Here is an 11,015-nt window from a genome sequence, read left to right as displayed (position 1 = left end):
GCGAACATCGCCCCGGCATCGGCCGCACGTTACGGCTTCAGGCACGAGGCACCGGCTTCCCCCTGCCCGCGACCGTCTCGCGCAACACTCCGGCGGGGGAAACAGCGCCAGTATGCGACAGGATGTCAGGGCGGGGAAAACGGGGAGGATCTTTTGGATGGCAACCTTCAGCGCACCCGTATCAATCCCGTCGCTTGAACGTCCATTTGACCGTATAGGCGCCATTGTTCTTGATTTTGGTCTTCACCTTGACCCGCACCGGACCGCCAAGCGCCGCTTCGGCATCCTCGAAAGCCTGGCGCGCCTCAGCCATCGCCTGATGATAGGCGCTGTTGTCGCGTTTCGGGCTATCGGCCATCGCCCGCAGAAGGGCGATGGTATCGATCTCATCGTCTGGCATCGCCGTCGCTCCGTTTGGTCTCGCATGACGCGAGACCGCTTCGTTGAACACGCGGGAGCCATACACCAGGCGGAGCCGCATTCTCAATCCCGCTGCTGGGCCAGATGCGCAGGAGATTTTGCGCGCAAATCAGCTCTTCGGCGGTATCCGGGCAATCACCTTGATTTCGAAATCGAAGCCGGCCAGCCAGTTCACGCCAATTGCCGTCCAGTTCGGGTACGGGGGGCTGCCGAAGATCTGCTGCTTGACGGCCATGATGGTGCCGAACTGGTTTTCAGGATCGGTGTGGAAGGTGGTCACGTCGACGATATCATCGAATGTGCAGGCGGCGGCGGCCAGCGTCGCCTTGAGATTTTCAAAAGCCTGTTCGACCTGGCGACGGAAATCCGGCTCCGCCGTTCCGTCCTTGAGACTCCCGACCTGTCCGGAAACGAACAGGAGGTCACCGGACCGTATTGCAGCGGAATAGCCATGCTCTTCGTAGAGAGCATGCCTGTCAGCCGGAAAGATTGCTTCGCGTTGGGCCATTGTCGATCTCGCTTGATTGGAATTTCGGATAATCCTGCGGCGCTGCAAATGCAGCTTCACATCCTGTCGCCGCATCTGATATACGGTACGTATGTGAATATCAGACATACGCGCCGTATGTCAAATTAATATACGCAGCGTATGTGAAATTGAGGATTGAGAATGGCGAAACGACGGGCCGAGACCATGGAGGAGAACCGCTCCAAACTGATCGCAGCAGCCCGAAAAGCCTTTGCGGACAAGGGATATGCCGCAGCCTCCATGGACGACTTGACCGCCGAGGCCGGGCTGACGCGCGGCGCGCTCTACCATAACTTCGGAGACAAGCGCGGGCTGCTAGCCGCCGTCGTCCACCAGATGGATTCGGACATGGCAGCGCGGGCACAGATGATCGGCGCCACGGCCGGCAACGACTGGCAGGCCCTGCTGGCCGAAGGTGCGGCCTATATTGAAATGGCGCTTGATCCGGAGGTCCAGCGCATCGTCCTGCTCGATGGGCCGGCGGTGCTGGGCGATCCCTCGCAATGGCCAAGCCAGGGAAGCTGTCTGCAGGCGACCCGGCAGACGGTCGAACGCCTGATCGCCAAGGGCATAGTCAGACCCGTCGATCCGGAGGCCGCAGCCCGGCTTCTTTGCGGCGCGGCGCTCAACGCAGCCCTCTGGATCGCGGCCAGTGATAATCCGAAAACCGTCCTGCCCAAAGCCATTGAGGCGTTCAGCTGTCTGGCCTCGGGATTTCTTGTGAAGGCAGTGTAAAGACGCTTTTCGCCCCTACTCCGCCGCTTCCGCCCTTGCCACTGGCACATAGTTCAGGATCGGCCCCAGCCAGCGCTCGACCTCTGACATCGGCATGGCCTTGCGCGCGGCGTAGTCCTCGACCTGGTCACGCTCGACCTTGGCGACACCGAAGTAGTAGGCGTCCGGGTGGCTGATATAGAGGCCGGAGACGGAGGAGCCGGGCCACATGGCAAAGCTTTCCGTGAGGGTCACGCCGATTTCTCGCTCGGCATCCAGAAGCTGGAAGAGCGTTGCCTTTTCGGTGTGGTCCGGCTGGGCTGGATAACCCGGCGCCGGGCGGATACCGGCATAGGGCTCGGAGGCGAGCGTATCTGGCGCAAAGGCCTCGTCCGGAGCGTAGCCCCAGAGTTCGCTGCGCACATATTCATGCAGGCGTTCGGCGAAGGCCTCGGCGAAACGGTCGGCCAAGGCTTTCACCATGATCGAGGAATAATCGTCATTGGCGCGCTCGAAGCGTTCGGCGATCGCCACTTCCTCGATGCCAGCAGTGACGACGAAGCCGCCGATATAATCCTGCCTGCCGCTGTCCACAGGTGCGACGAAATCCGACAGCGCCACGTTCGGCCGCCCGTCGCGTTTGCTCATCTGCTGGCGCAGGGTGAAGAAAGTGGCGAGATCGGCCGTGCGGCTTTCGTCCTTGAACAGGCGGATGTCGTCTCCAACAGTGCCGGCCGGCCAGAAACCGACAACGGCCTTGGGCACGAACCATTTTTCCGCAATCACCTTGGCGAGCATGGCCTGCGCATCGGCAAACAGCGCGCGGGCGGCTTGCCCCTGGCGCTCGTCATCGAGGATTTTCGGATAGACGCCCTTCATTTCCCAGGTTTGGAAGAATGGCGTCCAGTCGATATAGCGGGCCAGTTCCTCGAGATCCCAACCCTGGAACACGCGGGTTCCAAGGAAGGACGGTGTCTTTGGCCGATAGGCCTGCCAGTCGACCGTCTGCGCATTGGCGCGGGCTTTTGCGAGCGGCAGGCGCTGTTTTTCCAGCTCGTTCTTCGCATGGGCGGCCGCAACCTTCTTGTATTCGGCCTGCACGGTCTCGACATAGCCGGTCTTCATCTCCGGGGAGAGAAGGCTGGAGACGACGCCGACGGCGCGGCTGGCATCGGTCACATAAATCGTCTGGCCGGCATTGTAGCGCGGATCGATCTTGACCGCGGTATGCACCCGGCTGGTCGTCGCGCCGCCGATCAGAAGCGGAATGGTAAAACCTTCGCGCTCCATTTCGGACGCGACATGGACCATCTCGTCGAGCGAGGGGGTGATGAGGCCGGACAGGCCGATAACATCGACATTCTGTTCGCGGGCGACCTGCAATATCTTTGCGGCCGGCACCATGACGCCGAGATCGATGATCTCGTAATTGTTGCAGGCAAGCACGACGCCGACAATGTTCTTGCCGATGTCATGCACGTCGCCCTTGACGGTTGCCATGAGCACCTTGCCTGCGCTCTGGCGTTCGCCGAGGCCGCCGCCGGCCAGGCGTTCGGCCTCCATATGCGGCAGAAGCACGGCGACCGCCTGCTTCATCACGCGCGCCGATTTGACCACCTGCGGCAGAAACATCTTGCCCGCGCCGAAGAGATCGCCAACGACGTTCATGCCGGCCATCAGCGGCCCTTCGATGACATGCAGCGGCCGCTCGGCCTGGAGGCGGGCCTCGTCGGTATCGGCATCGATGAACTCGGTGATGCCATTGACCAGCGCGTGCTCCAGCCGCTTTGCGACGGGCCAGTCGCGCCATTTCAGGTCCCGCTCCCGGGCCTCCTTGCCGGCCGTGCCCTTGAAGCGCTCGGCAAGCTCCAGCAGGCGCTCGGTCGCGTCATCGCGGCGGTTGAGAACAACGTCCTCGCAGGCCTCTTTCAGCTCCGGCTCGATGGATTCGTAGACCGCCAGCTGCCCGGCATTGACGATGCCCATGTCCATGCCGGCCTGGATGGCGTGATACAGGAACACGGCATGCATGGCTTCCCGCACCGGCTCGTTGCCGCGGAAGGAGAAGGACAGGTTCGAGACGCCACCGGAGATGTGCACATGCGGCAGGGTCCGGATAATCTCGCGTGTCGCCTCGATGAAATCGACGCCGTAATTGTTGTGTTCCTCGATGCCGGTTGCCACCGCAAAGACGTTCGGGTCGAAAATGATGTCCTCGGGCGCAAAACCCGCCTGCTCGGTCAGGAGCTTGTAGGCGCGGCTGCAGATCTCAACCTTGCGGCCTTCAGTATCCGCCTGCCCCTTTTCGTCAAAGGCCATGACGACGACGGCGGCGCCATAGGCGCGGCAGAGTCTTGCCTGATTGAGAAAGGCCGCCTCGCCCTCCTTCATCGAGATCGAATTGACCAGCGGCTTGCCCTGCACGCATTTCAGGCCGGCCTCGATGATCTCCCATTTGGAACTGTCAATCATTACAGGCACGCGGGCGATATCAGGCTCAGCGGCAATCAGGTTGAGGAATTCGACCATCGCCTGCTTCGAATCGATCAGCCCCTCATCCATGTTGATGTCGATGATCTGGGCGCCGTTCGCCACCTGGTCGCGCGCAACGTCAAGCGCTGCCGCATAATCGCCAGCGGTGATCAGCTTGCGGAACTTGGCAGAGCCGGTGACATTGGTGCGCTCGCCGACATTGACGAAGGGAATGTCCTTGCTCAGCGTGTAGGGCTCGAGCCCCGACAGTTTCATCAGGCGCGGCACTTGCGGAATGGCGCGCGGCGGGTGTTTGGCCACGGCCTGCGCGATGGCCCTGATATGGGCCGGCGTCGAACCGCAGCAGCCGCCGACGATATTGACGAGGCCGTCGCGGGCAAAACCTTCGATCTGCGCCGCCATTTCCTCCGGGCTCTCGTCATACTGGCCGAATTCGTTTGGCAGGCCGGCATTCGGATAGGCGCAGACGAATGTATCGGCAACGCCGGAAATTTCGGCCAGATGGGCGCGCATGGCATTGGCGCCGAGCGCGCAGTTGAGCCCGATCGTGAACGGGTCGGCATGGCGCACCGAGTGCCAGAAGGCCGTCGGCGTCTGGCCCGACAGCGTGCGGCCGGACAGATCCGTGATCGTGCCCGATATCATCACCGGCAGGCGGATGCCCATCGCGACAAAGATTTCCTCCGTCGCGAAGATTGCCGCCTTGGCATTCAGCGTGTCGAAAACAGTCTCGATCAGGATGATATCGGCGCCACCGTCGATCAGCCCGCGCAGCTGTTCGCCATAGGCAATGCGCAGGTCGTCGAACGAGGTCGCGCGATAACCGGGATTGTTGACGTCGGGCGAGATCGAGGCGGTGCGATTGGTCGGACCGAGCGCGCCGGCGACGAAGCGGCGGCGGCCGTCGACCTTTTGCGCCCGCAGGCCAGCGCGGCGCGCTAAGCGGGCGCCGTCGCGGTTGAGCTCATAGACCATGGCTTCCATGCCGTAATCGGCCTGGGCGATCGAGGTGGACGAGAAGGTGTTGGTCTCGAGAATATCGGCGCCGGCAATGGCGTAGTTATAGTGGATTTCCTCGATCGCGCCGGGCTGCGTCAGGGTCAGAAGATCATTGTTGCCCTGCAGGTGACAGTCGCAACCCTGGAACCGGTCGCCGCGAAAATGATCCTCGCCCAGGCCGAGTTGCTGGATCTCGGTGCCCATCGCGCCATCCATGATCAGGATGCGCTCGCTGGCCGCCGCCTTCAGCGCCGCCATGACCTCGGATCCATCGGGTTTGGCGGAAACGGCACCGAAAAGGGCATCAATGGCGGACATGGGAGATCTCCCGTTCTGAAAACGACAAAAGCGATGTTTTGATTCAATCACATAAAGATATGTTTATGTCAACATGCGCAGTGACCAACCCCTGTCACGCAATGCCGAACGGCCCGCCCTGTTTCAAGAGCGGGCCGTCGGCCGATGTGCAAAAGGAAAGGAAGGGATCAGAGCCGCTTCAGGCAATCGTCCAGTTCGTAGATGGCGCAGAGGATATGATAGAAGCTGCTGGCCGGCGCCGGCTCGACGATGAAGGCGCCGTCTTCCGTCTGCTTGTCGCGCCACAATCCGCGCACCGGCGTTTCGAGGAACAGGGTGAGCGCCGCAGCGGCGCGCTCGGCCGAACGGATATAGCGCTGCCGCTCTTCGCCCTGCGACAAGGCGGCAAACCGGATGGCCGCCTTCAGCCATTCCGTCTGTGGCCAGAGCCTTGCGATCGGATCGGCAACCGAGAAATCATCATAGAGCGTCATCACCGAAACGTCGCGCACCGGGCTTAAGCCATATTGCTCGCCGATATTGAAAAGCCGGCGCGCCTTGACGATGGCGTCGGCATTGCCGCGCCGCTCGCCCCAGCGCAACAGCAGCCAGGCCCATTCGAACTGGTGGCCGGGCTCGACGATGCGGCCCTTCTCGCCCGGGAAAGGCGCCCAGTCGGCATCGAAGAATTCGCGCAGGGCCCCGCTTTCGCGATCGATGAACTGGCCCATGCAGAGACCGGCGATTTCATCCGAAAGATTGGTCCATGCGATCTGGTCGAAGCCCGCGACGGTTTCGCTGGCCAGGCACGCCTCGAACAGGTGCATGTGCGGATTGGAGCAGAGCGGCAGGCGCGGCGGATTGTCTTCCTCGAACCCCGCCGACGGATGTTTGTAACGCGCTTCGAGCAGGCTGCGCAAGGCATTGCTGCGCTCGGCCATCTCGGCGCTGCGCTCGGGAAACACCTGCGCCAGATAGGCGAACGCGAGCAGCGCGAAGGCCTGGTTGTAGAGATCGAAGGACGGATCGAGCAGACCGCCATCGGCATCGGCAAGCGCACCGTAAAAGCCGCTCGGCTGCAGATAGACCCAGTCGAAATAGGCCATGCCGTCGCTGGCCACCGTCTGCCAGTCGCCGCTCCAGCCACGGCGCCCGGCCTCGGCAAAACAATAGACCTGACGCGGCTGGACGCGCGCCCGCCGGTTCGCCCGCGTCGGCTGCCCATCCATGTCAACCGTTTCGACGAGTCCCCCGCCCGGTCCGTCAAAGCCGCGTTCGCGCCACAAGGGCAGGGCCGCGGTGCTCAACCATTCGTTCAGATCGCGGGAAAAGGCATGGATGTCCATCTGTCGCGTGTCCTCTTGAAGCTAATGATCTGCAAGTTTCAGCGGGGCGAGATCCTGCCCGAGCAGGCTCGCCAGGGCCTCGACCACCATGTCATGGTCGGTGCGCTGCGGCAGCCCCGAAACGGTGACGGCGCCGATGCAGCCGGTGCCCTTGACGACAATCGGAAAGCTGCCGCCATGCGGCGCGTAGTCGCTATCCGGCAGTCCGAATTTTGTCTGGAGATCGGTCCCCTGCTTGGCCAGCGTCAGCCCCGTGGCATAGCTGCTCTTGAAGAAGCGGAAAACCGTGTTGCGCTTGCGCCGGACCCAGTGCGGATTGTCGGGCGACGCCCCTTCGAGCGCAGCATAGAAGACCGGCATGGAAAACAGCGAGACATCGATGACCACGCCCAGTTTGCGCTGACGCGCCGTATCCTGGAGCAGAGCGCCCAGCGCCCAACCCGTATCGAGGCTGAAACTGTCGAACTGCAACGCTTTTTCCTGAAGCGCGATCCGCCCGAGGTCGTCGTCGATGCCCATGCAATCCACTCCTGTTATCCGCCCTTCCAAAGCCAGGCGGCACCACGCACGCCCGAACTGTCGCCATGCACCGCCTTGCGGATCGGCGTCTCGAAACTGTCCCCGAAAATATAGGTCTCGATCAGACCCGGCAGTTCGCCATAGATCTCGTCGACATTCGACATGCCACCGCCAAGCACGAAGACGTCGGGATCGACGACATTGGTCAGGAGCGCCAGACTGCGGGCCAGCCGGTCGACAAAACGATTGTAGACACCGGTGGCAACCGGATCACCGCGGCGCTTGTCGTCGATGATATCGCGCCCGCGTCGATCCTGTCCGGTCGTCACGCGATAATCGAGCTCGACCCCGGTGCCGCAGGCATACATGTCGAGGCAGCCATGTTTGCCGCACCAGCATTTGGGGCCCGGAAACTCCTGCGCCGTCATCCACGGCAAGGGATAGTGACCAATCTCTGCGGCAATCCCCTGAAAACCGGCATGCACCTTGCTGCCGATCGCCAGTCCGCCGCCATGGCCTGTACCGACGATGATGCCGAACACCAGCTGCTCGCCCTTGCCGGCCCCATCGACGGCTTCCGAGACCGCAAGGCAATTGGCGTCATTGGCAAGCCTGACCGGGCGGCCGAGCGCGATCTCGAGATCGCGGCCGAGCGGGCGGCCGTTGAGCAGAACGGCATTGGAATTGCGCACGATGCCGGTGCGTGGATTGGGGCTTCCAGGAATGCCGATGCCGATCGACCCGGCCTCGCCGGCGCTCTGTTCGGCCGCAGCAACCAGTTCCTGCACGGCTGCGACACAGGCATCATAGCCGCTGGTTGGCGTCGGGATGCGATGCCTTGCACGGGTCGTGCCATCGCGGTCAAGCGCGATGACTTCCATTTTCGTACCGCCCCAATCAATTCCGATGAACATGGCTGGATAAAGTCTCTGTGAAAGCTGCCGCGAAGGAGCGGGATGATCTCCGCGCCTTCGTTCGCCCCCTGCTTAGCATCGGCAAAGCGTGTGACGCCAGCCCCCTGTGGCGGAATACCAAGTCGGGTCGGGACCAGCCGGCGGCGATCAAACGCCTCCGGCTGGCATCAAAAACACAGAAGCCCGGCTGCGCAAACAGCCGGGCTTTCGGAGGCGGAACGATCGAAAGGGATCAATCGCAGATCTTGATCTTCTTGAAGTAGACATTGCCCCACTGGTCCCACTTCTTGATCTTCTTGATGTAGCAGGTGGGCTCGTAGCCGTAGTCGCTGTTGTAGTGATGCTTGTTCTTGTGGCCGTAGTGGTGATGGCCGTAACCATTGCCATAGCCGCCGATGGTGACGTAACCATCGCCGAAGCCGAGCGAGAAACCGCCAGCCTGCGAGGGCGCGGCGAAGGAAACGGCGGCAGTAACGGCAATGATGGCATACAGAATGACGGTGCGCATGCGGGTCTCTCCTTGGTTCGGGTTGCTGTTGAGATCGTCTCATCCAGTGACCCGACAATGCCATGCCCGCCCGGACCACGCTGTGCCCGATGGAACAGGGCTCCTCCCCGTCGGAAGATTTTCAAATCCCACCACGCATCGCGCTCCGTGGTCGCAAAAACACTTGGCTTACGCCCAAGCCTTTTGTATGGGTTCTAGCCAAGTGGTTCCGTAGCTCAGCAGGATAGAGCACCAGATTCCTAATCTGGGGGTCACGCGTTCGAATCGCGTCGGGATCACCACTCCCAGATATGCGCCCAGGTTTCCCCGTTTCGACAAGAATGGCTCTCTCGACAATGGCCTAAATGGCCAACCGGTCAGCGCGCGGGGATCGACGAGGTGATCTCGCCGGAGACGCCGGCTGGCAGGCCGAGTGCGCCGGAATGGGACATGGCGAAGTGCAGGCTGAGGATCACCACCAGCGATACGGCCAAAACGGCAAGGGTAATTCCGCTCTCTGTTTTCATTGTCCCGCTCTTCCAGCAAACTCTGCGTGCCTTAAAGGCCGGGGATGAGACTATTGTGCGGCGCAATGAATGCTGTTCCACCGGGAACAGGAAACATGGTAAACCAAGGGTTAATTCCAGCATTGCCGCGAAGTCGCGTCGCCAGGTCCTTGTGCCAGGTCTCGTCGCTAAATCCGGGCGCGAGGTCCGGGGCATGCCCAACGTTACGCGTGACCATCCATGAACGACCGGGGCCGTCAATGCGCCAGCAACCGCCCGTTATCCATGCACGCCAGCGGATTTCCCCATCGACGCAGGGCTTCCCAGCGACAAGGCAGGCATTGCGCATGCTTGCCGCTCCGGTCTTTCCCCTGTAGGGCTGGCCACAAAACAAGATGATGGCGAAACTTCTGATGACACCTGGCAAAGACACAGTTGCGCGGCGGATCACGATCCTCGGATCGACCGGCTCGATCGGCACCAACACGCTCGACGTCGTGCATCATCTGGGCGGGCGCGATGTCGTCGAGGTCATGGCGCTGACCGGCAACGGCAATGTGGCCCTTTTGGCCGCGCAGGCCCGCGCCACCGGCGCCAAGCTGGCCGTCACCGCCGATGACACCCAATATGCAAGCCTGAAGAAGGCGCTCGCCGGCACAGGCATCGCCGTGGCCGCCGGCCGCAGCGGCCTGATCGAGGCGGCGGAGATGGATGCCGGCTGGGTGATGGCGGCAATCGTCGGCAATGCAGGGCTTGCGCCGACATTGGCCGCCGCACGGCGCGGCGCCGACATCGCCCTTGCCAACAAGGAGTGCCTCGTCTCGGCCGGCCCGCTGTTCATCGCCGCCGTGCGCCAGGGCGGCGGTCGGCTGCTGCCCGTTGACAGCGAGCACAATGCCATTTTCCAGGTTCTGGAAGAACACCAGCGCCACGCCATCGAACGCATCATCCTGACGGCATCGGGGGGACCATTCCGTCAGTCAACGCTTTCGGACATGGCCCAAGTGACGGCCGATACCGCGCGCGCCCATCCCAACTGGTCGATGGGTCTGAAAATCTCGATTGACAGTGCATCCCTGTTCAACAAGGCGCTGGAGATGATCGAGGCAAAACATCTGTTCGGCCTGCAGCCTGAGCAGATCGAGGTCATCGTCCATCCGCAATCCGTGATCCACTCGATGGTTGCCTATAGCGACGGCTCGGTTCTGGCGCAGCTCGGCTGCCCCGATATGCGCACGGCGATCGGCTATGCGCTCTCTTATCCGCGCCGCTGCACTCTGCCGGTCGAGCGGCTTGATTTTGCCAAACTCGCGCGGCTGGATTTCGAAGCGCCGGATGAGGTCCGCTTTCCGGCGCTACGGCTGGCACGGCTCGCGATGCAGCGCGGCGGTGCCCAGGGGGCGGTGCTGAATGCCGCCAAGGAAGTGGCGCTGGACGCCTTCATTGCCGGGCGGACCGGTTTTCTGACGATGGCCTCCATCGTCGAGACGGTGATGGACGAACTGTCCGACCTGCCCGATCCGGCTTCCATGGACGATGTCTTCGCAGCCGACGAAAAAGCCCGGCAGTGGGCTGCCGGGCTGATCTGAAATCTTTCGAACGATCCGCTTGTCCAGGGGGACACGCCCGGGCTGTCTGTCCGGGCTGCCTCTCCGCTGTTCTTGCTACGCGACGGCCCTTGCCAGTGCGCAGCGCGACCAGAGCTGGTGGAGCGCGCCGACGAGGTGGTCGATGTCGGCGTTGGAATGCATCGGCGTCGGCGTGATGCGCAGGCGCTCGGTCTTCTTCGGC

Annotated in this window: 10 protein-coding genes, 1 tRNA gene and 1 pseudogene; 3 read left to right on the top strand and 9 right to left on the bottom strand. The window is 62.4% G+C overall.

Annotated features, from left to right (window positions below; all coding sequences use genetic code 11):
* Nucleotides 1-181: 181 nt before the first annotated feature.
* The gene (locus AX760_RS24790) at nucleotides 182-400 is read right to left on the bottom strand and encodes a hypothetical protein (protein WP_071835696.1); all 219 of its coding nucleotides are present in this window, start codon (nucleotides 398-400) and stop codon (nucleotides 182-184) included.
* A 129-nt stretch (nucleotides 401-529) separates the two neighbouring features.
* The gene (locus tag AX760_RS24785; protein ID WP_071835694.1) at nucleotides 530-928 is read right to left on the bottom strand and encodes a RidA family protein; all 399 of its coding nucleotides are present in this window, start codon (nucleotides 926-928) and stop codon (nucleotides 530-532) included.
* 162 nt (nucleotides 929-1,090) lie between these two features.
* Here AX760_RS24785 and AX760_RS24780 point away from each other — a divergent pair, with 162 nt between their 5' ends.
* Nucleotides 1,091-1,684: a TetR/AcrR family transcriptional regulator gene (locus AX760_RS24780; RefSeq protein ID WP_071835693.1), complete on the top strand. Its 594-nt coding sequence runs from the start codon at nucleotides 1,091-1,093 to the stop codon at nucleotides 1,682-1,684.
* 15 nt (nucleotides 1,685-1,699) lie between these two features.
* Here the strand turns inward: AX760_RS24780 and metH are convergent, their stop codons facing one another.
* From metH to AX760_RS24755, 5 genes are all read right to left on the bottom strand, one after another.
* Nucleotides 1,700-5,473 (bottom strand): methionine synthase, encoded by a 3,774-nt coding sequence (gene metH, locus AX760_RS24775; RefSeq protein WP_071835692.1) that lies wholly within the window; start codon nucleotides 5,471-5,473, stop codon nucleotides 1,700-1,702.
* Nucleotides 5,474-5,640: 167 nt separating this feature from the next.
* Nucleotides 5,641-6,798 (bottom strand): AGE family epimerase/isomerase, encoded by a 1,158-nt coding sequence (locus tag AX760_RS24770; protein WP_071835691.1) that lies wholly within the window; start codon nucleotides 6,796-6,798, stop codon nucleotides 5,641-5,643.
* Between the two features lie 21 nt (nucleotides 6,799-6,819).
* On the bottom strand, nucleotides 6,820-7,317 hold the full coding sequence (locus AX760_RS24765; protein ID WP_071835690.1) for a heme-degrading domain-containing protein: 498 nt from the start codon (nucleotides 7,315-7,317) through the stop codon (nucleotides 6,820-6,822).
* A gap of 14 nt (nucleotides 7,318-7,331) precedes the next feature.
* Nucleotides 7,332-8,231, bottom strand: a complete 900-nt coding sequence (locus AX760_RS24760) for an ROK family protein (RefSeq protein ID WP_071835689.1) — start codon at nucleotides 8,229-8,231, stop codon at nucleotides 7,332-7,334.
* 232 nt (nucleotides 8,232-8,463) lie between these two features.
* A complete protein-coding gene (locus AX760_RS24755) occupies nucleotides 8,464-8,739 on the bottom strand; it encodes a hypothetical protein (protein WP_071835688.1) in 276 nt (91 codons plus the stop codon).
* A gap of 204 nt (nucleotides 8,740-8,943) precedes the next feature.
* Here AX760_RS24755 and AX760_RS24750 point away from each other — a divergent pair.
* Nucleotides 8,944-9,020, top strand: a tRNA-Arg gene (locus AX760_RS24750).
* Between the two features lie 75 nt (nucleotides 9,021-9,095).
* On the opposite strand, the gene AX760_RS27380 is transcribed toward AX760_RS24750, so the two are convergent.
* Nucleotides 9,096-9,245, bottom strand: a complete 150-nt coding sequence (locus tag AX760_RS27380; RefSeq protein ID WP_175552131.1) for a hypothetical protein — start codon at nucleotides 9,243-9,245, stop codon at nucleotides 9,096-9,098.
* A gap of 392 nt (nucleotides 9,246-9,637) precedes the next feature.
* Here AX760_RS27380 and dxr point away from each other — a divergent pair, with 392 nt between their 5' ends.
* Entirely contained in the window at nucleotides 9,638-10,813 is a 1,176-nt protein-coding gene (gene dxr, locus AX760_RS24745; RefSeq protein ID WP_071835695.1) for a 1-deoxy-D-xylulose-5-phosphate reductoisomerase, read from the top strand.
* A 75-nt stretch (nucleotides 10,814-10,888) separates the two neighbouring features.
* Here the strand turns inward: dxr and AX760_RS26935 are convergent.
* Nucleotides 10,889-11,015: pseudogene (locus AX760_RS26935) on the bottom strand (5-aminolevulinate synthase); the annotation flags it as partial.

This window comes from Pararhizobium antarcticum, assembly GCF_001885585.1.
Classification (GTDB): domain Bacteria; phylum Pseudomonadota; class Alphaproteobacteria; order Rhizobiales; family Rhizobiaceae; genus Pararhizobium; species Pararhizobium antarcticum.
The sequence above is the reverse complement of the archived record's forward strand: the minus strand, read 5'-3'. Positions and strand labels throughout refer to the sequence as shown.